This is a genomic window from Streptomyces sp. NPDC048600 (assembly GCF_055587025.1).
The window spans coordinates 47,533-71,354 of record NZ_JBVJGZ010000003.1 but is presented as its reverse complement, the minus strand read 5'-3'; the positions used below and the strand labels follow the sequence as shown (position 1 = coordinate 71,354).

Annotated in this window: 20 protein-coding genes; 14 read left to right on the top strand and 6 right to left on the bottom strand. The window is 73.0% G+C overall.

Annotated features, from left to right (window positions below):
• The first annotated feature begins 343 nt into the window (after positions 1-343).
• From ACZ6SQ_RS04580 to ACZ6SQ_RS04560, 5 genes are all read left to right on the top strand, one after another.
• A complete protein-coding gene (locus ACZ6SQ_RS04580; protein ID WP_469556702.1) occupies positions 344-2,341 on the top strand; it encodes a hypothetical protein in 1,998 nt (665 codons plus the stop codon).
• A gap of 315 nt (positions 2,342-2,656) precedes the next feature.
• Complete coding sequence (pelF, locus tag ACZ6SQ_RS04575) at positions 2,657-4,177, top strand: GT4 family glycosyltransferase PelF (RefSeq protein WP_469556700.1); 1,521 nt, start codon at positions 2,657-2,659, stop codon at positions 4,175-4,177.
• A complete protein-coding gene (locus ACZ6SQ_RS04570) occupies positions 4,174-5,682 on the top strand; it encodes a hypothetical protein (RefSeq protein ID WP_469556699.1) in 1,509 nt (502 codons plus the stop codon). The genes pelF and ACZ6SQ_RS04570 overlap by 4 nt, the downstream gene beginning before the upstream one ends.
• Positions 5,683-5,800: 118 nt before the next feature.
• The gene (locus tag ACZ6SQ_RS04565) at positions 5,801-6,448 is read left to right on the top strand and encodes a spherulation-specific family 4 protein (RefSeq protein WP_469556697.1); all 648 of its coding nucleotides are present in this window, start codon (positions 5,801-5,803) and stop codon (positions 6,446-6,448) included.
• Positions 6,445-7,236 (top strand): endo alpha-1,4 polygalactosaminidase, encoded by a 792-nt coding sequence (locus ACZ6SQ_RS04560; RefSeq protein ID WP_469556696.1) that lies wholly within the window; start codon positions 6,445-6,447, stop codon positions 7,234-7,236. The genes ACZ6SQ_RS04565 and ACZ6SQ_RS04560 overlap by 4 nt, the downstream gene beginning before the upstream one ends.
• A gap of 598 nt (positions 7,237-7,834) precedes the next feature.
• Here ACZ6SQ_RS04560 and ACZ6SQ_RS04555 read toward each other — a convergent pair.
• Entirely contained in the window at positions 7,835-8,620 is a 786-nt protein-coding gene (locus ACZ6SQ_RS04555; protein WP_469556694.1) for an adenosylcobinamide-GDP ribazoletransferase, read from the bottom strand.
• Positions 8,621-8,686: 66 nt separating this feature from the next.
• Between ACZ6SQ_RS04555 and ACZ6SQ_RS04550 the strand changes: the two genes are divergently transcribed.
• Complete coding sequence (locus ACZ6SQ_RS04550) at positions 8,687-9,445, top strand: hypothetical protein (protein ID WP_469556693.1); 759 nt, start codon at positions 8,687-8,689, stop codon at positions 9,443-9,445.
• 9 nt (positions 9,446-9,454) lie between these two features.
• Here ACZ6SQ_RS04550 and cobT read toward each other — a convergent pair whose 3' ends face one another.
• A complete protein-coding gene (cobT, locus tag ACZ6SQ_RS04545) occupies positions 9,455-10,567 on the bottom strand; it encodes a nicotinate-nucleotide--dimethylbenzimidazole phosphoribosyltransferase (protein ID WP_469556691.1) in 1,113 nt (370 codons plus the stop codon).
• Positions 10,568-10,723: 156 nt separating this feature from the next.
• Between cobT and ACZ6SQ_RS04540 the strand changes: the two genes are divergently transcribed.
• On the top strand, positions 10,724-11,476 hold the full coding sequence (locus ACZ6SQ_RS04540; RefSeq protein WP_469556689.1) for a class I SAM-dependent methyltransferase: 753 nt from the start codon (positions 10,724-10,726) through the stop codon (positions 11,474-11,476).
• A gap of 97 nt (positions 11,477-11,573) precedes the next feature.
• On the opposite strand, the gene ACZ6SQ_RS04535 is transcribed toward ACZ6SQ_RS04540, so the two are convergent.
• The gene (locus ACZ6SQ_RS04535) at positions 11,574-12,782 is read right to left on the bottom strand and encodes a bifunctional adenosylcobinamide kinase/adenosylcobinamide-phosphate guanylyltransferase (protein ID WP_469556687.1); all 1,209 of its coding nucleotides are present in this window, start codon (positions 12,780-12,782) and stop codon (positions 11,574-11,576) included.
• Between the two features lie 151 nt (positions 12,783-12,933).
• Between ACZ6SQ_RS04535 and ACZ6SQ_RS04530 the strand changes: the two genes are divergently transcribed.
• A complete protein-coding gene (locus ACZ6SQ_RS04530) occupies positions 12,934-13,182 on the top strand; it encodes a hypothetical protein (protein WP_469556686.1) in 249 nt (82 codons plus the stop codon).
• A 150-nt stretch (positions 13,183-13,332) separates the two neighbouring features.
• Here ACZ6SQ_RS04530 and ACZ6SQ_RS04525 read toward each other — a convergent pair whose 3' ends face one another.
• The gene (locus ACZ6SQ_RS04525) at positions 13,333-14,037 is read right to left on the bottom strand and encodes a methyltransferase domain-containing protein (protein WP_469557202.1); all 705 of its coding nucleotides are present in this window, start codon (positions 14,035-14,037) and stop codon (positions 13,333-13,335) included.
• A gap of 80 nt (positions 14,038-14,117) precedes the next feature.
• Positions 14,118-14,720, bottom strand: a complete 603-nt coding sequence (locus ACZ6SQ_RS04520) for a DUF3043 domain-containing protein (protein WP_469556684.1) — start codon at positions 14,718-14,720, stop codon at positions 14,118-14,120.
• Positions 14,721-15,009: 289 nt separating this feature from the next.
• On the opposite strand from ACZ6SQ_RS04520, the gene ACZ6SQ_RS04515 reads away from it, so the two are divergent.
• The 5 genes from ACZ6SQ_RS04515 to ACZ6SQ_RS04495 all read left to right on the top strand — a co-directional run bounded on the left by ACZ6SQ_RS04515 (position 15,010) and on the right by ACZ6SQ_RS04495 (position 21,674).
• Positions 15,010-15,804: a PspA/IM30 family protein gene (locus ACZ6SQ_RS04515; protein ID WP_356688997.1), complete on the top strand. Its 795-nt coding sequence runs from the start codon at positions 15,010-15,012 to the stop codon at positions 15,802-15,804.
• 20 nt (positions 15,805-15,824) lie between these two features.
• Positions 15,825-16,103 (top strand): PspA-associated protein PspAA, encoded by a 279-nt coding sequence (pspAA, locus tag ACZ6SQ_RS04510; RefSeq protein WP_469556682.1) that lies wholly within the window; start codon positions 15,825-15,827, stop codon positions 16,101-16,103.
• A gap of 399 nt (positions 16,104-16,502) precedes the next feature.
• Complete coding sequence (locus ACZ6SQ_RS04505; RefSeq protein WP_469556680.1) at positions 16,503-17,720, top strand: sensor histidine kinase; 1,218 nt, start codon at positions 16,503-16,505, stop codon at positions 17,718-17,720.
• Positions 17,717-18,394 carry a response regulator gene (locus ACZ6SQ_RS04500; RefSeq protein WP_469556679.1) on the top strand — a complete coding sequence of 226 codons (678 nt, stop codon included), beginning with the start codon at positions 17,717-17,719 and terminating at the stop codon, positions 18,392-18,394. Before ACZ6SQ_RS04505 ends, ACZ6SQ_RS04500 begins: the two co-directional genes overlap by 4 nt.
• Before the next feature lie 154 nt (positions 18,395-18,548).
• On the top strand, positions 18,549-21,674 hold the full coding sequence (locus ACZ6SQ_RS04495) for an efflux RND transporter permease subunit (protein WP_469556677.1): 3,126 nt from the start codon (positions 18,549-18,551) through the stop codon (positions 21,672-21,674).
• A gap of 86 nt (positions 21,675-21,760) precedes the next feature.
• On the opposite strand, the gene nadA is transcribed toward ACZ6SQ_RS04495, so the two are convergent.
• Positions 21,761-22,945 carry a quinolinate synthase NadA gene (gene nadA / locus ACZ6SQ_RS04490; RefSeq protein ID WP_469556676.1) on the bottom strand — a complete coding sequence of 395 codons (1,185 nt, stop codon included), beginning with the start codon at positions 22,943-22,945 and terminating at the stop codon, positions 21,761-21,763.
• Between the two features lie 344 nt (positions 22,946-23,289).
• Between nadA and erpA the strand changes: the two genes are divergently transcribed.
• Positions 23,290-23,646 carry an iron-sulfur cluster insertion protein ErpA gene (gene erpA, locus ACZ6SQ_RS04485; RefSeq protein WP_356688991.1) on the top strand — a complete coding sequence of 119 codons (357 nt, stop codon included), beginning with the start codon at positions 23,290-23,292 and terminating at the stop codon, positions 23,644-23,646.
• Positions 23,647-23,822 lie beyond the last annotated feature (176 nt).

The following is a 23,822-nucleotide window of genomic DNA, read 5'->3' as shown; positions in this document are numbered from 1 at the left end:
CCCTAGATCCGGATGGACAGGCCGCTCCGACCGGGTCCGCTGATCCGGGGGGAGGCACCATGCCCCCTCCGGGGTCGCGCACCGGCACGGCGCATGCCTGGGACGAGCCTACGCGCGTGTGTGCAATCGCTCATTCCTCCGGCCGTTCACCTGCGAGTGGCGTCATGGTTATTTCCCGATCCTCACACCCGGTGAACTGAGTCACACTCGTCGCGTTCGGCGAAGCGGCCCTGTCGTCGCTTTGCATGATTTCCACTGATCCGCGGCGCGATCGGCGCAGCGCGGGTCTTCTGGGGGAGGACCACCAATGGCGCACGGAGCGCAAAGATGGAGAGAAACGGCCATGGCCCTGGGGGTCACCGGCCTGCTGGCCGTAGGGGTGACGGCGCCCGAGGCGTCGGCGGCCACGACACCGCGCGTCGACCTCAGGGTGCTCGTCGTCGACAACGGCGACTCGGCGGTCCGGGCGATCGCCGCCCAGCTGCGGAGCACGGGCATCCCGTACACCACCGTCGACCTGACGGACCCGAACCGTCCGGCCGTCACCGCGGCCTTCCTCGCCGACACCGTGAACGGCACGCCCCGCGCGCGCTTCCAGGGTGTCGTGCTGCCCAACGAGGCTCCCTTCGGGGCCGGTTCGGCCGAGCAGAGCGCGCTGGAGAACTACGAGCGGACGTACGGCATCCCGCAGGTCGACGCCTACACCTGGGCCCACCCGGGCGTCGGGCTCGACTACACCAGTGAGGGCGGCTGGGCCGGTCTGCTCGACGGCCGGGAGGCCGCCGTCACCGCCGCCGGCAAGGCGGGCCGCTTCGGCTACCTCGACGGCGCCTTCGCCTTCGACGACAACGACCCCGGTGTGCAGGAGAGTTACGGCTACGCGGCCCGCCCGCGCCCCGGCTACACCTCGTACGTCGACATCACGGTGCCCGACGGCACCGGCCGCGGCAGCCTGGTCGGCGAGTACGCGCACGACGGGCGCCGCGAGCTGGTCGTCACCTTCGCCTACAACCAGCACCAGCGGCACTTCCGGCTGCTGGCCCGCGGCATCGTGGAGTGGCTCACCGACGGCGTCCACCTGGGCCGCGACCGCAACCACTTCGCCGTGCACGTGGACGACGTCTTCGCGCCCGACGCCCGCTGGGACACCACCCTCAACTGCACACCGGGCGACATCGACTGCCCCGGCGGGGGCGGCGAGGACACCGGGTCGATCCGGATGACCGCCGAGGACGCCGCCTACGCCGCCCAGTGGCAGCGCGAGCGCGGCTTCACCATGGACATGGTCTACAACGCGGGCTCCGGCGAGGAGTGGAGGGCCGAGCACGGCGGCACCGACCCGCTCACCGACCGGCTGGTCGCCGACCGGGCGCAGTACCGCTGGATCAACCACACCTACACGCACCCCTTCCTCGGCTGCGTGCAGGACACCTCGACCGTGCCCTGGACCTGCGCGAAGAACGCCGACGGCTCGACCCGGTACATGAGCCGCTCCGAGATCTCCGCCCAGATCCGCGACAACACCAACTGGGCGACGCGCACGGGCCTGCCCGTCGACCGCACCGAGCTCGTCACCGGCGAGCACTCCGGTCTGCGGACCCTGCCGCAGCAGCCCGCCGACAACCCGAACCTGGCCGGCGCCCTCGCCGACAACGGCGTGAAGTGGATCGCCTCGGACAACTCCCGCGAGCCCGCCCAGCGGACCGTCGGCGCCGCCCTGACCGTGCCGCGCCACCCGATGAACGTGTACTACAACACGGGCACCGAGGCCGAGATGGCCGACGAGTACAACTGGATCTACACCTCCGCCGCCGACGGGGGCAGCGGCATCTGCGAGAACAACCCGACCTCCACCTGTCTGCCGGCGCCGCTGGACCCGGCCACCGGCTACGACAGCCACATCGTCCCGCAGGAGGCGCGCACCGCCCTCGGGCACGTCCTCGCCAACGACCCGCGCCCGCACTACGCCCACCAGTCCAACCTGGCCGAGGACCGCATCCTCTACCCAGTCATGGACAAGGTGCTTGCCGACTACCGGGCCCTGTTCGCCGACAACACCCCGCTGGAGAACCTCCGCCAGAGCGCCATCGGCACCGAGCTCAAGCGCCGCGACGCCTGGCAGGCCGCCCTCGATCAGGGCCGCGTCACGGCGTACCGGGTCGGCAAGACCGTCACCGTCACGGCACCCTCGGGCGTCCAGGTCCCGGTGACGACCCCCGAAGGCACCAGGAAGCAACTCCTCCTGGGAACCACGGTCTTCGGCACCGGCTACGCAGCCCAACGCTCAGCCTGGACCACCCCGGAACCACTCCAGTCGGCAGTGACTTTGAAACTGCCGTAAAGGGCAACGCCCCGTCTTTTAGGGGCGCGGGGCTGTGCTGAACATGCGGCTACCGCCGCGCGAGCGCGACCAGCAACGCCCTTCTAAAAGGGCGCGGGGAACTGGCGTCTTTTTGGGGGCGCGGGGAACTGCGCGACCAGCCGACGACAACCCGCACCCGGGGTCAAATAGGGGCGCGGGGAACTGCGTGACCAACCGACGACAACCCGCACCCGGGATCGAAGGAGCAGTTCCCCGCACGCAAACCGCAAAAAAGGGGCCGCGGGGAAACCACCCCGCACATCATCCGCAAACTCCCAGGGGGGAAGCGCAGAGATGCGCGAGCGCCGTCACGTCACCATGCTCACAGAAGGCACCTACCCACACGTCCACGGCGGCGTCAGCACCTGGTGCGACCAGCTGGTCAAGGGCATGCCGGAGGTCGACTTCCACATCGTCTCCCTCACCGGCACCGGCCGCGAACCCGTCACCTGGGAGCTGCCGCCCAACGTCCGCCGCCACACCACCGTCCCCACCTGGGGACCCCGACCCGGCCGCGCCCGCGCCCCGCACGGCAAGGCGCGCCGCCGCTTCACCGACGCCTACGAGCGGCTGCTGCTGTCCTTCCTGGACCCCGACTCCCGCTGCGACTTCGGCGAGGCGCTCACCGAACTGGCCCGCCTCGCCCGCGACGGACGGCTGTCGGCCGCCCTGCGCACCGAGTCGGCGCTGCGCTCGCTGATGTGGATCTGGACCATGCCGCATCTGCCGACCGCGGCCGCCCGGCCCACCGTGCACGACGCGCTCACCGCGACCGACCTGCTGGAACACGCCCTGCGCCCGCTCGCCGTGCGCGTCCCGCAGGACTCGGTCGCGCACGCCGTCAGCAGCGGCCTGGCCACCCTGCCCGCACTCGCCGCCCGCGCGCTGGAAGGCGTACCGTTTCTGCTCACCGAGCACGGCATCTATCTGCGCGAGCGCTACCTCGGCTACCGCAGGGACACCCAGCGCTGGCCGGTCAAGGCGTTCATGCTCGGCTTCTACCGGGAGCTGAACTCCTACGGCTACCGCTCCGCCGACCTGATCACCCCGTGCAACCAGTACAACCGCCGCTGGGAGGAGCGCGGCGGCGCCGACCCCGACCGCATCCGCACGGTCTACAACGGCGTCGACCCCGCCGCCTTCCCCCACGCCGGACCCGAACCCGAGGTGCCCACCCTCACCTGGTGCGGCCGCGTCGACCCCATCAAGGACCTGGAGACCCTCGTCCGCGCCTACGCGATGGTCCGCGCCGAACTCCCGGAGACCCGGCTGCGGCTGTTCGGCCCCGTCCCGCCCGGCGGCGAGGCCTACGCCACCCGGCTGGAGAAGCTCGCCGCCGAACTCGGCGTCACCGACGGACTCACCTTCGAGGGCCGGGTCACCGAGGTCTGGCGCGCCTACGCCGCCGGCCATGTGGTCATGCTGTCCTCGATCTCCGAGGGCTTCCCGTTCTCCATCATCGAGGCCATGTCCTGCGGCCGTACGACCGTCTCCACCGACGTCGGCGGAGTGCGAGAGGCCGTCGGCGACACCGGTCTCGTCGTCCCGCCGCGCGAACCGGAGAAGATGGCCGCCGCGGCCCTCACCCTGCTCAAGGACGACCGACGACGGCTGAGGCTGGCCGAGCTGTCCCGTCAGCGGGTCATCGACCGGTTCACCCTGCGCCGCTGCGTGGACAACTTCCGCACCATCTACCAGGAACTCGCCGGACTGCCCGAGACCTACGAGCCGGCCGTCGAGACCGTCGCCGACTGGACCCGGGAGCTGCGCGACCCCTGGTACACGGCGCTCGCCACGGAAGGAGCCGGCCGGTGAGCGGCATGGTCTGGCTGCCGCCCGGCGCCCGCCCCGACACCCTGCCCACCGTCCCGCGCCAGCGCACCTCCGGCTGGTCCGGGCGGGACCCCGTCGACGAACTCGCCGACCGCCTCGAGGACTTCGCCGCCGCGGCCGTCCACCCGGACGAGATCGCCGCGCTGCTGGAGTCCGACGGCATGTCCGACGACCGCATCCGCGAGACCTACGGCGTCAAGAGCTCCTTCGCGCTCGCCGAGGAGCTCTACGAGCGCGTCGGCCGCCGTCACCCCGAGCCCGACGGGCCCGTCCACGACCCCTGGCAGACCGGCCTCCTCGGCTGTCTGATCCGCGGAGTCGTCTTCGCCCTGCCCGGCCTCGCCTACGTCCTCGGCGCCCCGCTCCTCGCCGGCCCCCGCGACGCCCTCGGCCTGCCGCCCGGCACGGTCCCGCTGCTCGCGGGCGCCCTCACCGGCTGGGCCTGGAACCAGGGCCTGTCCCACCGCGCCTACTCCTGGCTAGGCCTCGGCGACCGAACGGCCGCCCGCCGCTCCCTGCTCGTCGGCGCGCCCGCCGGCGCCCTGCTCGGCGCGCTCACCGCGCTCGCCGTCGCGGGCACCACCGACCCGGGCGCCCTGGCCTTCGCCGCCGGACAGTCCTGCTACCTGGGCGCGGCCACCGTGCTGCTGGTCATGGGCCGCGAACGGCTGCTGCTGTACGCGCTGCTGCCGATGGCCGCGGGCGCCGCCCTCACCCCCCTCGTGGCGCTCCCGACGGGCGCCCGGTACGCGCTGCTCCTCGGCTCGCTGACCGCCGTCGCGGTCCTCGCCGCCCGGGAGGTGGCGCCCGCCCTGCGCGGGGGCGGCTGGTCCACGGCCCTGACGGCCCTGATGCCGTCCGGCGCCCACGGTGGCCGGTCACCGGGCGCGCCCGCCGGCGGCCCCCGGCTGTCGGGCTCCGTGCCGTACGCCGTGTTCGGCCTCGGCAGCGGTGTGCTCGTGCTGTACGCGGCCCTCGGAGACGTTCTCGCCGGCGGCACGGCCGGTCTGGTGGAGGCCCCCGTGGCCGTCGCGCTCACCCTCAGCATGGGCCCCGGCGAATGGCTGCTGCACCGCTTCCGCAGCGGCAGCCTGGCCGGACTGCGCTCCACCGGCACCCCGAGTGCGTTCCGCCGGGCCACCGCCCTGACGGTCGCCCGCTGCCTCACCGGATACCTCGCCACCCTCCTCGCCCTCGCCCTGGCCGTCGCCGCCCTGTGGCCGCGCTCCCCGGACCTGGACGCGGCCCGGCTGACGGGCCTGCTGCTGCTCGGGGTCGTGGTGTGGACCGGGCTGCTGCTCCAGTCCTTCGGCGCGATCGTCAGCGCCGCCGCGGTGTCCTGCGCGGTCGCCCTCGCCCAGACCGTGCTGCTGCTCACCGGCACCGGGGAACCGCCGTGGACGGGCCCGGTCGTCTACGGCCTGGCCGCCCTCGCGCAGACGGCCCTCGCCTGCGTCCTGCTGGGCAGGGCCTCGGCCCACCGATGAGCCCACCGATGAGCCCACCGATGAGCCCACCGATGAGCCCACCGATGGGCCCACCGATGGGCCCACCCATGAAGACCGCCATACCGCACACCCTGTTGGGAGGGGCGTCAGCCCGCCGATGAACACCTTGCTGGTCCCGTACTACGAGCACCCCGACGTACGCCCCGCCGAGTGGGACGCGCTCGTCGCCGCCGCGCCCCGTCTGCACGGCGTGGTCCTCAACCCCGCCGACGGCCCCGGCGCCCACCCGGACGCGGCCTTCGCCAGGGCCGCCGCCCGGCTGAAGGCAGCCGGGGTCCGCGTCCTCGGCTACGCCGACACCGACTACGGCCGCCGCCCGCACGAGGAGGTCGCCGCCGAACTGGCCCGCCACCACGCCTGGTACGGAGCCGACGGTGCCTTCCTCGACCAGGCGGCCTCCGACCCGGCCGCCCTGCCGTACTACCGCCGGCTGGCGGCGGCCGCCTGGTCCTCCAGCTGCACCACCCTCGTCCTCAACCACGGCACCCCGCCCGACCCGGCGTTCGCGCGCACCGCCGACGTCCTCGTCACCTTCGAGGGCACCTGGGAGACCTACCGCACCACGCCGCCCGGCCCCTCCTACGGCCCCGGAACGCTGGTCTGCCACCTGGTGTACGGCGTCCCGGACGGCGCCGACGTCACCGGCGCCGTCCGGGCACGGGGCGCCGACCTGCACTGTGCGGTGCCGGGCACGGGCGCCCATCCTTGGGGTACGTTGCCGCACACCCTGGAGCCCACCCGGTGAGACGCCTCCTCCTGCCGGCCGCCCTGCTGCTCCTGCTCGCGGGCTGCACGACGGCCCCCGACGACCCCGAGGGCGAACCGTCCGGCCCTCGTTGGCAGCCGCGCCCCGGCCTCACCTGGCAGTGGCAGCTCAGCGGCCGGCTCGACACCTCCGTCGACGTGCCGGTGTACGACATCGACGGTTTCGAGCACGACGCCGACACGGTCGCCCGCCTGCACGGCGACGGCCGCAAGGTGATCTGCTACCTGTCCACCGGCGCCTTCGAGGACTGGCGCCCGGACGCCGCCGACTTCCCGCGCGCGGTGCTCGGCAAGGGCAACGGCTGGGACGGCGAACGCTGGCTCGACATCCGCCGCACCGACGTCCTCGAACCCCTGATGGCGGCCCGGCTCGACATGTGCCGCGAGAAGGGCTTCGACGCGGTCGAGCCGGACAACATGGACGGCTACGCCAACGACACCGGCTTCCCCCTCACCGCCGCCGACCAGCTCCGCTACAACCGCCTGATCGCCCGCCTGGCCCAGGACCGCGGCCTGGCCGTCGGCCTGAAGAACGACCTCGACCAGATCCCCGAACTGGTCGACGACTTCGACTTCGCGGTCAACGAACAGTGCGCCCAGTACGGCGAATGCGACACCCTCACCCCGTTCATCGCCGCGAACAAGGCCGTCTTCCACGTCGAGTACGAACTGCCCCCCACCCGCTTCTGCCCCCACACCCACGACCTGCACCTCAGCTCCATGCAGAAGCACTACAACCTGAACGCCTGGCGCCGCCCCTGCCCATAAGCGCCGGGGGCTGTATCGAAGTGCGGCTCCGCCGCATGGGCGCGACCATGTCGCGAACGGTCCGACCCGTGGGTGCGTCGTGGTCGCTCGCGCAGTTCCCCGCGCCCCTTCAGGGCACGTGCCCTAGGCGTATCCGCCCCTCCGGGGGCGCGGGGCTGTATCGATGTGCGGCTCCGCCGCGTGGGCGCGGGCAGGTCGCGGACGGTCCGGTTCGGTCCGACGCGTGGGTGCGTCGTGGTTGCTCGCGCAGTTGCCCGCGCCCCTTCAGGGCATGTCCCCGACGTGCCTCAGGCGCATCCGCCCTGTCTTTTAGGGGCGCGGGCTGTATCGATGTGCGGCTCCGCCGCGTGGGCGCGGGCAGGTCGCGGACGGTCCGGTTCGGTCCGACGCGCGGGTGCGTCGTGGTCGCTCGCGCAGTTCCCCGCGCCCCTTCAGGGCATGTCCCCGACGTGCCTCAGGCGCAACCGCCCTGTCTTTAGGGGCGCGGGGAACTGCGCGACCAGCCACAACGGCGCCGCACCTGCCACACAACACCCGGCGTGACACGCCACAGCGGCGCCGCACCCGAGACCCGACTGCCAGCGGCACCCCCCAGCCCTCAGCCGAGAACAAGCACCACCAGCGCGGCCGTCCCAGCCGCCTCCGCAACCCCCCCGAACACATCCCCCGTGACCCCACCGAACCGCCGGACACACCGCCGCAACAACCCCTCGGCGACAGCCAGCCCGACCAGCACAGCCGCCCCGGCGCGCACACCCCCGTACACCCCGAAGCACAGCCACCCCAGGACCACGGCAGCCATGAGAACCCCGGCCACGACGCCGTAGGCAACCCGCTCGGGGACCACCCCGGCGACCGCCGCCCCCAGCCCCTCGGGCCGAGCCGCGGGGACCCCCGCCCGCGCGGCCGCCGTCAGCGCGAGCCGCGCGGCGACGGCGGCCACGACGGCCCCGAACACCCCCGCCCCCCACGACCCCCCGTACAGCTCCGCCAGCGCGGCGACCTGCGCCAGCAGCACGAGGACGAGCGTGATCACCCCGAACGGCCCGATGTCCGACTGCTTCATGATCCGCAGCGCGTCCTCCGCGGGCTTGCCGCTGCCCAGCCCGTCCGCCGTGTCCGCGACCCCGTCCAGATGCAGCCCCCGGGTGAGCACGGCCGGCACAGCCACCGAAGCGACCGCGGCCAACAGCGGCCCGGCCCCGAGCAGCAGCAGGACCAGCCCCGCCAGCCCGGCGCCCAGCCCCAGCACCAGCCCGACCACCGGAGCGCACAGCATCCCGCCCCGGGCCGCGCCACGGTCCCAGCGGGTGACGCTCACGGGCAGCACGGACAGCGTGCCGAAGGCGAAGCGGAGGCCATGGGCTGCGGGTATCGAAGGCACGGCGGAAGGCTACGCGACGGCGTAACCGGACAGGCGCCCGCGCCCGCCCGGGCGCAGACTGCGCTCATGGGCGACTGGCTGCAACGCAACATCATCGAACCCGGCAAGCTGCCCCTGTTGCTCGCCCTGGTGGCCTTCCTCGCCACCTTCCTGATCACCCGGCTGATCACTCGCCTGATCCGCGCGGGCCGGGGCCCCTTCGGCAACGTCCAGGCCGGCGGCGTGCACATCCACCACGTCGTGCCCGGGGTCGTCCTCACCGTCATCGGCGGGTTCGCCGCGGTCGCGGGCGGCACGCGCGGCTTCGGCTCGAGCCTCGCCGCGGTCGTCTTCGGCGTCGGCGCGGGCCTGGTCCTCGACGAGTTCGCGCTGATCCTGCACCTGGACGACGTCTACTGGACCGAGGCGGGCCGCAAGAGCGTCGAGGTCGTGGTGCTCACCGCCGCCCTGGTCGGCCTGATGCTGCTCGGCTTCTCGCCCTTCGGCGTCAACGGCCTGACCGAGGATGAGCTCCAGAACCGCGGCACGGTCCTGCTGACCATCGGCATCAACTTCCTGATCGCCCTGATCGCCCTCTTCAAGGGCAAGCTCCGGATGGCGATCTTCGGGGTGATCGTCCCGTTCGTCGCCATCGTCGCCGCGATCCGCCTGGCCCGCCCCGGATCCTCGTGGGCCCGCCGCTTCTACGCCCGACGCCCGCGCACCCGGGCCCGCGCGATGCTGCGCGCCTACCGCCACGACCGGCGCTGGGCGGGCCCCGCGCGCCGGCTCCAGGACCTGATCGGCGGCGCTCCCGACCGCACCCCGCAGCCGCAGGCCCGCTGACGGCCCGGCTCAGTCCTCCCCGGACCCGCCCGCGGCGGTGGTGTCCACGGACTCGGACTCCTCCGCCGGCTTCTCCTCGTCCCGCTCGGGCAGCTCCGCGGCCAGCGCCGCCGCGGCCTGGACCAGCGGCAGCGCGAGCAGCGCCCCGGCTCCCTCACCCACCGTCACGCCCTGGTCGAGCAGGGGCTCCAGGGCCATCCGGTCCAGCGCCTTGGCCTGCGCCGGCTCCCCGCTGAGCTGCCCGGCCAGCCACCAGTCCGGCGCCCGGAAGGCGATCCGCTGTCCGACCAGCGCACAGGCCGCGCTCACCACACCGTCCAGCACGACCGGCATCTTCCGTACGGCGGCCTGGAGCAGAAAGCCCGTCATGGCGGCGAGGTCGGCGCCGCCGACGGCCGCCAGCAGCTGCAGCTGCTCGCCCAGCACCGGCCGGGCCCGCCGCAGCGCGTCCCGGATCGCCGCGCACTTACGCATCCACGCCAGGTCGTCGATCGCCTGCCCGCCGCGCCCGGTCACCACCGACGCGTCCGTCCCGCACAGCGCGGCGACCAGCACACCGGCCGGCGTGGTCCCGCCGACGCTGACGTCGCCGAGCACGACCAGGTCCGTCCCCGAGTCGGCCTCCTCGTCGGCGACGGCCATGCCCGCCCGGAACGCGGCCTCGGCCTCCTCGACGGTCAGCGCGTCCTCGACGTCGATCCGCCCGCTGCCCCGGCGCACCCGGTGGCGTACGACGTCCGCGGGCAGGGCGTCCGGCTCGCAGTCCAGACCCATGTCGACGACCCGCACCGGCACACCGAGCCGCCGGGCGAGCACCGCCACCGGGCGGCTGCCGTCCAGCACCCCGCGCACGAGTTCCAGCGCGCCGTCCGAGGGTCGCGCGGACACGCCGAGCCCGGCGATCCCGTGGTCCCCGGCGAAGATCACGACCCGCGGCCGCTCGACGGGCCGTACCGCGGCGGTGCCCTGCGCCGCCGCGAGCCATTCACCCAGTTCGTCCAGGCGCCCCAGCGATCCGGGCGGCACGATCTGACGCTCCCGGCGCGCCTCCGCGTCGCGGCGCACTCCGCCGTCGGGCCGCTCGATCAGATCGGTGAAGTCGTCGAGATTAAGCGAGCTCATTCGCCGAACAGTACCGGCACCGGTCGAACAGAACGCCGCCACATGGCCCCCACACCCCGGCGACGTCGTTGCGCCCAAGATCGAGATCCCATACGTTCCGTTTTGCAGCGGATTGTCATACGTCCCTGTCGTCCGGCCGTCCCAGGGAGTAAGCCGATGCCCCCCACCCCCACCGACCCGCGCCGCGACGACTGCCCCTGGTGCGGCTCCACGAGCCTGCGCACCCGGACGAAGCCCGGGGCGCAGGCCGTCGACGAGTGCCGCGACTGCGCCCACGTCTTCCAGAACCCGCGTCGGACCGACCCCAGGACGGACCTGGCACACGGGGAAGGCCCGCGGGCGGACGGCGTACGGGCGGCCGCCACCCGGCTGCGCCACCGGCTCGCCGCCCGCGCGATGCTGCCCTTCCCCGAACCGGAGAGCTGGCTGGACGTGGGCACCGGCCACGCCGACTTCCCCGAGACGGCCCGCGTCCTGTTCCCCTACACCGCCTTCGACGGCGTGGACAGCGGCAGGCGCGTGGAACGGGCCCGCCGGGCGGGCCGCCTGGACGAGGCCCACGTAGGCACCCTGACGGCCCCCGACGTACTGACCCGGCTGCGCTCCCGCTACGACGTGGTCAGCCTGCTCCACCATCTGGAGCACACCCGCGACCCCCGCGCGGAGCTGCGCGCCGCGCTCAAGGCCCTGCGCCCCGGCGGCCACCTCCTGATCGAGACCACGGACCCCCGCCGCCTCCCGCTGCCCTGCGTCCCCCATCTCCTGCCGCCCGCCAACCTGCGCGCGGAACTGGAGGCGGAGGGCTGCGAGTTGGTGACCCCCACCGTCCCCACCCTGCTGACCCGCACCCGCCTGTCCCGGGCGTACCGCCTGATCGCCCGGAAGACGGCCGCCCACCGGGGGGCCTGAGCGCACCGGGCCGGACCGGTTCACCCCGCCCGCGCCGGGGCCCGTTCACCCCGCCCGCGCCCGAGGGTCGTTCACCCCGCCCGTGCCCGGGGGCCGTTCACCCCCGCAGGACGACGGCCTGCCCCGCCACCACCAGCAGCACCTGCTCGCACTCGCCGGCGAACGCCGCGTTCAGCCGCCCCAGTTCGTCCCGGTAGCGCCGCCCCGACGCCGTGGCGGGCACGATCCCCGACCCCACCTCGTTCGACACGGCCACCACGATCCGCCGGGCCTCCCGCACGGCCCCGGTCAGCTCCCGCACGCGCTCGCGCAGCGCCCGTTCGCCCCCGTCGGCCCACTCCGCGTCGTCCCAGGCCCCGACGGCGTCCATCGCGTCGGTCAGCCACAGGGACAGACAGTCGATCAGCAACGGCGGCCCGTCGTCCTTCAGCAGCGGCACCAGGTCGCAGGTCTCGGTCGTCCGCCAGGACCCCGGCCGCCGCTCCCGGTGCGCGGTGACCCGCCCCGCCCACTCGGTGTCCCCGCCCCGCGTCCCCCCGGTGGCCACGTACAGCACGTCCGGGAACGACTCCAGCCGTCGCTCCGCCTCGACCGACTTGCCCGACCGCGCCCCGCCCAGCACCAGCGTCCTGCGCGGTACCGCGGGCGCGCCCGGGTAGCCGCCCACCGCCAGCGTCGTCCCGTCCGGTACGGCCCGCGCCCCCGCCGCCGCGAGCCGCCGCGGCAGCTCCGCCCCCGGCGGTACGTCGTGATCGAGATGGACCGCGACCACATCCGTCCCCGGCCCCACCGCGCCGACCGCGCGCAGCCGGGCCAGCGCGTCGGGCCGCCCGACGACATCGGCGAGCACCAGGTCGTACGGCTCGGCGGACGGCCCGCCCTCCTCCAGCCCGGCGGGTGCCCCGCCCGGCGGCAGATACAGCAGCCGCTGCCCGTCCGGCCCGGTCACCGCGTACCCGGTGCCCGGCGCGTCCATCGCCACGGCCCGCACCCGGTGCCCCGTCAGCAGCGCCAGCTCCCGCCCGTCGGGCACCCGGCCCGGCTGCGGCAGCCCCGCCGGGACCTCGACGGCCGGCCCGTCGTGCGGATGCGTCAGCAGCACCTGCCCCACACCGCTCAGCGACCGCCCGGCCCGCGCCGCCGCGAAGGCCGCCCCGGGCGTCAGATCCAGCAGCAGCGCCCCGTCCACCAGCAGCGAGGTGGCTCCCCGGACGTCGTCCCCGAGAGCGGTGGCGCAGGCCGCGCAGGGGCAGTCGGGGCGGGGGAGGCCAGCGGGGGCACCGGTGCCGAGCAGAGTGAGTTCCACGCCCCGATTCTCGCCGCTCGCTCCTGATCATGCCCGCCCGGGAGCCCCCTGAGCGGCGGGGCGGTATCGGCCGACTGTGCCGATCTTCTTCTGACGACCCCGGCCGACCCCATAGGCTCGTCCCAGACGAAGGACCACGAAGGAGGCCTGCATGGCGATGTGGACGTGGCGGTTCGAGAAGTCCGACGGGTCGGAGGTCGAGCCCGCGGTGCAGCCCGAGGAGTTCACCACGCAGGGCGACGCCGAGTCGTGGATCGGCGAGCACTGGAAGGACCTCCAGGCCGGCGGCGCCGACCAGGTGCGCCTGTTCGAGGACACCACGGAGATCTACGGCCCGATGAGCCTGCACGCCGACGACACGGCGGAGGCGGAGGCGGAGACGGCGGAGGTCGAGGCCTGAGCCGCAGGCTGCCTGCCGAGTCGCGGGGGCGGTCTGTCGGCCGGGGCTCAGGGGACTGACTGTCGCTCGTGGGGCCTCGTCCTGACGGGCCGGGCCCCGGGCCCCGGCGGTCGGGCCGGGTGACGACGTCCCCGGGCTCCCGCCCGTGTCTCAGCCGCGGACCCCGCACAGATGCAGCAGCGCCGCGACGGCCCGGTACGGGTCCGTGCGCCCCGCCCGCTCCTCCGCCGCGAGCAGCTGCTCGACGTCCTCGGGGATCTCGGCGTCGTCCGCCGCGGTGTCCGTGAACACCCGCACCCCGTACCAGGCGTGCAGCGGCGTACCGATCCCCGCCAGCGTCGCGGTGATCGTCTGGAGCCGGTCCGCCCGCACGTCCAGACCCAGCCGGTTGCGGTACGTGGTGGTGTCGAAGGCGGTCAGCGCCCCCGCCCAGTCGCCGGACAGGCCCGGCCGCGCGGCCAGCCCGTCGGCGTTGCGCACCAGCAGCGACAGCAGCCCGCCCGGCGCCAGCACCCGGGCCAGACCCGCCAGCAGCGCGTCCGGCTCCTCGATGTACATCAGCACGCCGTGGCACAGCACCACGTCGAAGCTGCCCGGCAGGAAGTGCACGCCGGTGTCCCGGCCGTCGCCCTCCACGATCCGCATCCGTTCCCGGATGCCCTCCGGCTCGGCGGACAGCGCGGCCCGCGCGACGGCGACCATCTTCGCGTCGCGCTCGACACCGGTGACCTGATGGCCGATGCGGGCCAGGCGCAGCGCCTGGGTGCCCTGGCCCATCCCCACGTCGAGCACCCGCAGCCGCTGCCCGACCGGGAACCGCCCGGCTATCTGCTCGTCGAGCTGCCGGGCGACCAGCTCCTGTCGTACGACATCACGCAGGCCGCCCAGCTTGTTCAGCCAGGCCTCGGCCGCACCCCCGGAGAAAGCGGCTGCGCTCAGGGCCGCTCTCCGCGCTTGACCTGCGGCTTCGGCAGCCGGAGCCGACGCATCTGGAGGCTGCGCATCAGCGCGTAGGCGACCACGCCGCGCTTGTTCTCGTCCGGGAAGCGCTCACGCAGCTGCTTCTTCAGACGGAACCCGGTGAGGACCGAGTCCAGCACGATCATCACGATCACGACGAGCCACAGCAGCAGCGCCAGCGTCTGCACGTTCTGCACCCGGACCACGCTCAGCACGAGGATGATCACGGCCATCGGCAGGAAGAACTCGGCGATGTTGAAGCGGGAGTCGACGAAGTCGCGAGCGAAGCGGCGCACCGGCCCCTTGTCGCGCGCGGGGAGGTAACGCTCGTCGCCCCCTGCCAGCGCCTGGCGCTGACGGTCCAGGGCGGCACGGCGCTCCTCGCGCTGCCGCTTGGCGGCCTCCTTGCGCGTCGTGGGCGTACTGGCGACGCTGCGGCGCTGGGACTGGGCCTCACTGCGCTTGGGAGTGGGCCTGCCCTTCGGGGCCTGCGGGTCACGGGTCTGCTTGGAGTCGGTCACCGGCGCCTTGTCGGCGGCGGCGGCCTTCTCGTCCTTGGTGGCACGGCTACGGAACACAAAACCCAAGGGTACGGGGTAGGCAGGTGTGGACCCCAGTCCCGGGGGGAACGATCCGGCAACACCAGGCGTCTTCAGGGGACAGGGAAGACGTGGTGGAGGGCCCCGGGGAACCCTCGGGACCCTCGGGGACCACCTACTCCTTACGCCGGAGCCGGAGCGGGCGCAGTCGTCCTCGGGGATGACCGCATCAGCCACGGAACAGTGCGTCAATGGATGCAGGGCCCGTACTGTGGGTTCTGTCGCAGAGCTGGAGCCGGAGTCCGTCAGAAGGGGGCGCGCGAAGCCCATGAGCGGTGTCATGAAGCGGATGGGGATGATCTTCCGCGCGAAGGCGAACAAGGCCCTTGACCGGGCCGAGGACCCGCGCGAGACCCTCGACTACTCGTACCAGAAGCAGCTCGAGCTGCTCCAGAAGGTGCGCCGCGGTGTCGCCGACGTGGCCACCTCGCGCAAGCGGCTGGAGCTCCAGCTGAACCAGCTCCAGTCGCAGTCGGCCAAGCTGGAGGACCAGGGCCGCAAGGCGCTGGCGCTGGGCCGGGAGGACCTGGCCCGTGAGGCGCTGTCCCGCCGTGCGGCGCTCCAGCAGCAGGTCACCGACCTGGAGACGCAGCACGCCACGCTCCAGGGCGAGGAGGAGAAGCTCACCCTCGCGGCGCAGCGGCTCCAGGCGAAGGTCGACGCCTTCCGTACGAAGAAGGAGACGATCAAGGCGACGTACACCGCGGCCCAGGCGCAGACCCGGATCGGGGAGGCCTTCACCGGTATCTCCGAGGAGATGGGCGACGTCGGGCTGGCGATCCAGCGCGCCGAGGACAAGACGGCGCAGCTCCAGGCCAGGGCCGGTGCGATCGACGAGCTGCTGGCGTCCGGCGCGCTCGACGACCCGACCGGTATCGCCAAGGACGACATCCAGGCCGAGCTGGACCGGCTGTCCGGTGGTACGGATGTAGAGCTGGAACTCCAGCGCATGAAGGCCGAGCTGGCGGGCGGTTCGTCCGACCGGCAGGCCCTCGAGGGCGGCAGCGGGCAGCAGCAGGGCCAGCAGCAGCCGCAGGACACTCCGCGCTTCGACAAGCAGTAGGGGTACGCCGAGGAGGCGACATGATCGTACGGATCATGGGGGAAGGGCAGGTGACCCTCTCCGAGAGCCACCTGCCCGAGCTGAACTCGCTGGACGACGAGCTCCTGAAGGAGCTCGAGTCCGGTGACGAGGCGGGGTTCCGCCGCACCCTCGGCGCCCTGCTGGACGCGGTCCGCCGCCTCGGCGACCCGCTCCCCCTCGACTCCCTCGAACCATCGGACCTCATCCTCCCGTCCCCCGAGGCAACCCTGACCGAGGTCCGCACCATGCTCCGCGACGACGGCCTGATCCCGGGCTGAGGTGTGTGGCTGCCCGCGGCGGCCTGTCGGTGGGGACGCCTGCGGTTGGTGGGTGGTGCTGGGCCGGGGCGGGGGGTGTATCCGTCCTCGGTCCGCCGATCAGGTCTCCTGCGGGGGTTCTGGTGTCTGACGGCGGCCGCTGCGGGCGGACACCCCCCGCCCCGTCCCCTTGCCGCCGTACGCGTCTTTCCGCCGCCGCGGGCTGCGCGCCGCCCTGGCCGCGGGCATGCGTGCCGCTCGGGGCGGCACGGGTGGGCTGGGGGTCCCCCCTCTGGGGGAGGCACCTCGTTGACGCCGAGCTGCGCACCGCCCCGCTTTTCCCGCCGCGACGCCGAGCAGCGCACCGCACGGCTCAGCCGCCCGCCGGGCACCCCGCCGGGGCGGTTACCGTAGATGGCCGTGACCACCCTGGACCGCGTCCGCGCCCGCATGAAGGCGCACCCGATGGCGCTGGACGCAACCCTCGCGTCCGCCGTCCTCGCGGCCATGGTCGCCGGCTCCTTCGTGGACCCCCACGGAGCCAACGGCATCACCTGGGGCCTGCGCACCCCGGACACCCTGAGCCTCGTACTGATGGCGCTCGCCGCCGCCGCGCTCGTGTTCCGCCGCCGCGCCCCCCTCGCCGTACTGGCCGTCACCGGCGGCCTCTCCCTCGTGGAGGCCGTGACGGGCGACCCCCGCGCCCCCGTCGCCATGGCGGCCGTCATCGCCCTGTACACCGTCGCCTCCACCACCGACCGCCCCACCACCTGGCGCGTGGGCCTGCTCACCATGACCGTGCTGACCGGCGCGGCCATGCTCTGCGGCCCGCTGCCCTGGTACGCCCAGGAAAACCTCGGCATCTTCGCCTGGACGGGCATGGCCGCGGCCGGCGGCGACGCCGTGAGGAGCCGCAGGGCCGTCGTGGAGGCCATCCGCGAGCGGGCCGAGCGGGCCGAGCGCACGCGGGAGGAGGAGGCCCGGCGCCGGGTCGCCGAGGAGCGGCTGCGGATCGCGCGCGATCTGCACGACGTCGTCGCGCACCACATCGCCCTGGTCAATGTGCAGGCCGGCGTCGCCGCCCACGTCATGGACAAACGGCCCGACCAGGCCAAGGAGGCGCTCTCCCACGTCCGCGACGCCAGCCGCTCCGCGCTCAACGAGCTGCGCGCCACCGTGGGCCTGCTGCGCCAGTCCGGCGACCCGGAGGCGCCCACCGAACCCGCCCCGGGACTCGACCGCCTCGACGAGCTGGTCGGCACCTTCCGCGCGGCCGGCCTGCACGTCGAGGTCGCCCGCACCGACGAGGGAGCCCGGCTGCCCGCCGCCGTGGACCTCGCCGCGTACCGCGTCATCCAGGAGGCCCTGACCAATGTGCAGAAGCACGGCGGGCAGTGCGCCAGGGCCGAGGTCAGCGTCGTCCGGGTGGGCCCGAGCATCGAGATCAGCGTCCTCGACGACGGCGACGGCGACCCCGCCGCGTCGGACGGCGGCGGTCATGGGCTGCTCGGCATGCGCGAGCGCGTCACCGCCGTACGCGGCACCCTGACCACCGGTCCCCGCTTCGGCGGCGGCTTCCGGGTGCATGCGATCCTGCCGGTCAGGAACCGCACCGGCCCGCAGGAGGACCCCGCATGACCATCCGCGTGCTGCTCGCCGACGACCAGGCCCTGCTGCGCAGCGCGTTCCGGGTGCTGGTCGACTCCGAGCCCGACATGGAGGTCGTGGGGGAGGCCTCCGACGGCGCCGAGGCGGTACGGCTGGCCAAGGAGCGGCCCACCGACGTCGTGCTGATGGACATCCGGATGCCGGGCACCGACGGTCTGGCGGCCACCCGGATGATCAGCGAGGACCCCGCGCTGGCCGATGTCCGGGTCGTCATACTCACCACCTTCGAGGTGGACGACTACGTCGTGCAGTCGCTGCGGGCGGGAGCCGCCGGGTTCCTCGGCAAGGGCTCCGAGCCGGAGGAACTGCTCAACGCGATCCGGGTCGCGGCGGGCGGCGAGGCGCTGCTGTCGCCGACCGCCACCAAGGGGCTGATCGCCCGTTTCCTCGCCCAGGGCGGCGCCGACGACCGCGACCCCGCGCACGCCGAGCGGCTGGACGCGCTGACCGTGCGGGAGCGCGAGGTGCTGGTGCAGGTCGCCGGCGGGCTCTCCAACGACGAGATCGCCGAGCGGCTCACCGTCAGCCCGCTGACCGTGAAGACGCACGTCAACCGGGCCATGGCCAAGCTGGGCGCCCGCGACCGGGCGCAGCTGGTCGTCATCGCGTACGAATCGGGACTGGTACGACCCCGGGTGGACTGACACCCGGAGGCTCGTACTCCACCCGCAGTATGCGCGGCATAAGGAAACGGGACCTGCGGGGTACGGGCCGGGCCCGTGGATGGCACAGGGTGTGGGGTGGGCGCTCCCCCTGCGCCCCCTCCCCGCTCCGGCCACTGAAGAGAGACCCTGACCCATGTCCTGGCTGTCCAGATTCAGCCTCGCGCAACGGGCCCTGATCGGGCTGATGTCGATCATCGCGCTCGCCTTCGGGGCCATCGCGATCCCCCAGCTCAAGCAGCAGCTGCTGCCGACCATCGAACTGCCCATGGTGTCGGTCCTCGCGCCGTACCAGGGCGCCTCCCCCGACGTGGTCGAGAAGCAGGTCGTCGAGCCGATCGAGAACAACCTCGAGGCCGTCGACGGCATCACCGGCGTCACCTCCACGGCGAGCGAGGGCAACGCCGTGATCATGGCGTCCTTCGACTACGGCAACGACACGAAGCAGCTCGTCGCCGACGTCCAGCAGGCGGTCAACCGCGCCCGTGCGCAGCTGCCCGACTCCGTCGACCCGCAGGTCGTCGCCGGGTCCACCGACGACATGCCGACCGTGGTGCTCGCCGTCACCTCCGGCAAGGACCAGCAGGCCCTGGCCGACCAGCTCGACCGGACGGTCGTCCCGCGGCTGAAGGACATCGACGGGGTCGGCCAGGTCACCGTCGACGGTGTGCGCGACCTCCAGGTCACCGTCACGCCCGACGAGCGGAAGCTGGCCCGCGCCGGGCTGAGTACGCAGTCCCTCGCCCAGGCCCTCCAGGCGGGCGGCGCCACCGTCCCGGCCGGTTCCTTCGACGAGGACGGCGCCAACCGCACCGTCCGGGTCGGCGGCGGCTACACCTCGCTGACGCAGGTCGAGGACCTGATGGTCACCGGCGAGGGCGGCAGGCGGCCGGTGCGCCTCGGCTCCGTGGCGACGGTCCGGCAGGAGCAGGCCCCGGCCGACGCGATCACCCGGACCGACGGCCGGCCCAGCCTCGCCGTGATGGTCACCATGGACCACGACGGCAGCGCGGTCGCCATCTCCGAGGCGGTCGAGGACGCACTGCCCGCGATGCGCGCGGACCTCGGCTCCGGCGCGACCGTCACCGTGGTCAGCGACCAGGGCCCGGCCGTGTCCAAGGCCATCGACGGCCTGACCACCGAGGGCGGGCTCGGACTGCTCTTCGCGGTCGTGATCATCCTGGTGTTCCTGGCCTCGGTCCGCTCCACGCTGGTGACGGCGGTGTCCATCCCGCTGTCCGTGGTGCTCGCGCTGATCGTGCTGTGGACGCGTGACCTGTCCCTGAACATGCTCACGCTGGGCGCCCTCACCATCGCCATCGGCCGTGTCGTCGACGACTCGATCGTGGTCCTGGAGAACATCAAGCGCCATCTCGGCTACGGCGAGGAGCGGCAGTCCGCGATCCTCACCGCCGTGCGCGAGGTCTCCGGCGCCGTCACCTCCTCCACCCTCACCACCGTCGCCGTCTTCCTGCCCGTCGGCCTCGTCGGCGGCATGGTCGGCGAGCTGTTCGGCCCGTTCAGCCTCACCGTCACGGCGGCGCTGCTGGCGTCCCTGCTGGTGTCGCTGACGGTCGTCCCCGTGCTGTCGTACTGGTTCCTGCGCGCTCCCAAGGGCACCCCCGAGGACGCCGAGGAGGCGCGCCGCAAGGCCGAGGAGAAGGAGGCGAACAGCAGGCTCCAGCGGCTCTACGTCCCCGTCCTGCGCTTCGCCACGCGCCGCAGGCTGACCAGCGTGGCCCTCGCGGCCGTGATCCTGATCGGCACCTTCGGCATGGCCCCCCTGCTGAAGACCAACTTCTTCGACCAGGGCGACCAGGAGGTCCTCACCGTCCGTCAGGAGCTGGCGCCCGGCACCAGCCTCGCCGCGACCGACGAGCAGGCGAAGAAGGTCGAGCGGCTGCTCGACGGCATCGAGGGCGTCAAGGACTACCAGGTCACGGTCGGCTCGTCCGGGTTCCTCGCGGCCTTCGGCGGCGGCACGGACACCAACCAGGCGCAGTACAACGTGATGCTGGCGGAGTCGGCCTCCTCCGACGAGGTCGTGGACCGCATCGAGGCCGGGCTGAAGAAGCTCACCGGCATCGGCACGACCACGGTCGCGGCCGGGGACGGCTTCGGCAGCCAGGACCTCAGCGTGGTCGTGAAGGCCGCCGACGGCGAGGCCCTGCGCCGGGCCGCCGAGCAGGTCCGCGCCACCGTCGCGAAGCTCGACGACGTCACCGACGTCACCAGCGACCTCGCGCAGAGCGTTCCGCGTATCTCGGTCAAGGCCAACGACAAGGCGGCCGCCGCCGGGTTCAGCGACCAGACGCTCGGCCTCGCCGTCGCCCACGCGGTGCGCGGCACCCCGGCCGCCAAGGCCACGCTGGACGACACCGAGCGCGACGTCGTCATCCGCTCCGCGAACCCCGCGGGCACCCTCGCCGAGCTGCGCGCGCTGAAGCTCGGCCCGGTGGAACTGGGCGATATCGCGACCGTGGAGCTGGTCGACGGGCCGGTCTCCATGACCCGGATCGACGGTCAGCGGGCCGCCACCGTCACCGCCCGGCCGACCGGCGACAACACCGGCGCGGTGAGCGCCGACCTCCAGTCCAGGATCGACGCGCTGAAGCTGCCCGCCGGCGCCACCGCCGAGATCGGTGGTGTGTCCTCCGACCAGGACGAGGCGTTCGCCAACCTGGGCCTGGCGATGCTCGCGGCGATCGCGATCGTCTTCATGCTGCTGGTGGCGACCTTCCGCTCGCTGGCCCAGCCGCTGATCCTGCTGGTCTCCGTCCCGTTCGCCGCGACCGGCGCGATCGGCCTGCTGGTGGTCACCGGCACGCCGATGGGCGTCCCCGCGATGATCGGCATGCTGATGCTGATCGGCATCGTGGTGACCAACGCGATCGTGCTGATCGACCTCGTCAACCAGTACCGCGCCCAGGGCTACGGCGTCGTCGAGGCCGTCGTGGAGGGTGGCCGGCACCGTCTGCGCCCGATCCTCATGACGGCCCTGGCGACGATCTTCGCCCTGCTGCCGATGGCGCTCGGCGTCACCGGCGAGGGCGGTTTCATCGCCCAGCCGCTGGCGGTGGTCGTGATCGGCGGCCTGATCACCTCGACCCTGCTGACCCTGCTGCTGGTCCCGACGCTCTACGCGATGCTGGAGCTCCGCAAGGAGCGGCGAGCGAACAAGCGCGAGGCCAAGCGCCAGAAGAAGGCCGGAGTGCCGGCCCAGCCGGTGGCGTCGGAGGAGCCGGAGCCCGCGGGGGTGTGACCACCGCGATCGGGTGAACCGACGGCAGAAGGGCCCCGGACCGTGAGGTCCGGGGCCCTTCCTGCGTTCCGCGGCCGGCGCGCGGGTTACGGCAGGGCCAGCATCCGCTCCAGGGCGAGCTTGGCGAACGCCTCGGTCTCCTTGTCGACCTCGATGCGGTTGACCAGCTTGCCCTCGGCCAGCGACTCCAGGGCCCAGACCAGGTGGGGCAGGTCGATGCGGTTCATCGTGGAGCAGAAGCAGACCGTTTTGTCGAGGAAGACGATCTCCTTGCCCTCGGGCGCGAAACGGTTCGCCAGGCGGCGGACCAGGTTCAGCTCGGTGCCGATGGCCCACTTGGAACCGGCCGGGGCCGCCTCCAGCGCCTTGATGATGTACTCGGTCGAGCCGACGTAGTCCGCCGCGGCCACGACCTCGTGCCGGCACTCGGGGTGCACCAGGACGTTGACGCCCGGGATGCGCTCACGGACGTCGTTCACCGAGTCCAGGCTGAAGCGGCCGTGCACCGAGCAGTGGCCGCGCCACAGGATCATCTTGGCCGCGCGCAGCTCCTCGACGGTCAGACCGCCGTTCGGCTTGTGCGGGTTGTAGAGCACACAGTCGTCCAGGGACATGCCCATGTCCCGCACGGCGGTGTTGCGGCCGAGGTGCTGGTCGGGCAGGAAGAGGACCTTCTCGCCCTGCTGGAACGCCCAGTCGAGGGCGCGCTCGGCGTTGGACGAGGTGCAGATCAGGCCACCGTGCTTGCCGGTGAACGCCTTGATGTCGGCCGAGGAGTTCATGTACGACACCGGCACGACCTGCTCGGCTATGCCGGCCTCGGTCAGCACGTCCCAGCACTCGGCGACCTGCTCGGCCGTCGCCATGTCGGCCATGGAGCAGCCGGCGGCCAGGTCCGGCAGGACGACCTTCTGCTCGTCGGAGGTCAGGATGTCCGCCGACTCGGCCATGAAGTGCACACCGCAGAAGACGATGTACTCGGCCTCCGGGCGGGCCGCCGCGTCGCGGGCCAGCTTGAAGGAGTCGCCCGTGACGTCCGCGAACTGGATGACCTCGTCGCGCTGGTAGTGGTGGCCGAGCACGAACACCTTGTCGCCGAGCTTCTCCTTGGCCGCGCGGGCCCGCTCGACCAGGTCCGGGTCGGACGGCGAGGGGAGGTCACCGGGACACTCGACGCCACGCTCGCTGCGCGGGTCGGCCTCGCGGCCGAGCAGGAGCAGGGCGAGGGGCGTCGGCTGTACGTCGAGCTCCTGGGTCTGGGCGGTGGTCACGACACGCACCCTTTCTGTTCTGCGGCTCGCCGGACCGGGAAGCCGGACCGGCGGGTCATACGGGACGAACTCTTCGACCTTTTCGTCGAAATGACGCTATCTATCATAACCGCTTCACGTCAGTTTGACGATGGCCATAGTGTCGATGTGACATGAATCCCGCGGCCGTTCTGATGTCACCCCCGGGTGGTCCGGACAGGACGTTTTCCGCTTCCCGGCCCGTGTGCGAGCATGAAGAAGGACCGGCCCGGCGGTAACTCCATGGACCGGCCCGGAATGAATCCGAGGCCCCGCCGGTTTCAACCGTCGGCAAGCAGTCTCCGTACAACCCGGGAGAGATGTAGATGTCCGTATCGGACGAGACCAGCACCGTCACCGACGGCATCATCCTGACCGACGCCGCCGCGTCCAAGGTCAAGACCCTGCTCGACCAGGAAGGCCGTGACGACCTCGCCCTGCGCGTCGCCGTCCAGCCCGGCGGCTGCTCCGGCCTGCGCTACCAGCTCTTCTTCGACGAGCGCTCGCTCGACGGCGACGTCGTGAAGGACTTCGGCGGTGTGAAGGTCGTCACGGACCGCATGAGCGCTCCGTACCTGGGCGGCGCCACGGTCGACTTCGTCGACACCATCGAGAAGCAGGGCTTCACGATCGACAACCCGAACGCGACCGGCTCCTGCGCCTGCGGCGACTCCTTCAGCTGACCCGCGGCCCCCAGCGGCAGCCCTCCGGGGCGAGCCGTGCGAGCCACGACGAAGGCGGGGGGGGGGGGGGGGGGGGGGGGGGGGGGGGGGTGTGGGTGTGGGGGGGGGGGGGGGGGATTTCTTCTTGGGGGGCATCGTTTGGGGCCGCCTTTACCTCGGGGTTTTGGTTGGCAATG